The sequence below is a fragment of the Nocardia blacklockiae genome, assembly GCF_015477355.1.
Lineage (GTDB): Bacteria > Actinomycetota > Actinomycetes > Mycobacteriales > Mycobacteriaceae > Nocardia > Nocardia blacklockiae.
The window spans coordinates 1-287 of sequence record NZ_JADLRJ010000068.1; the positions used below are offsets into that span (position 1 = coordinate 1).

Annotated in this window: 1 pseudogene; it reads right to left on the reverse strand. The window is 73.5% G+C overall.

Annotated features, from left to right (window positions below):
• Window positions 1–287: pseudogene (locus IU476_RS35760) on the reverse strand (glycosyltransferase family 2 protein); the annotation flags it as partial.

A 287-nucleotide genomic window follows, 5' to 3' on the forward strand; every position in this document is an offset into this window, starting at 1 on the left:
CGCACCAGCAGGCCCACCATGCCCAGCGGAACCCCGTCCACCAGCGGCTCGCGGCCGATCGCCGCGCGCAGCTCGTTGATCGGCAGCGCGCCGGTGGCCAGCCCCCGGCCCACCCGCCCCACGCCCAGCAGGTCCTTGCGGGCGGTGTCGACGATGTCGACGCGGCTGTCCGGGTCGTCGATCCAGTCGACCGGCACCTCGTGGATGCGCAGCACGGCGCGCTCGGCGATCACCAGCAGCTCGGTGTCGAAGAACCATTCGCCGTCCTGCACCAGCGGCAGCACCCG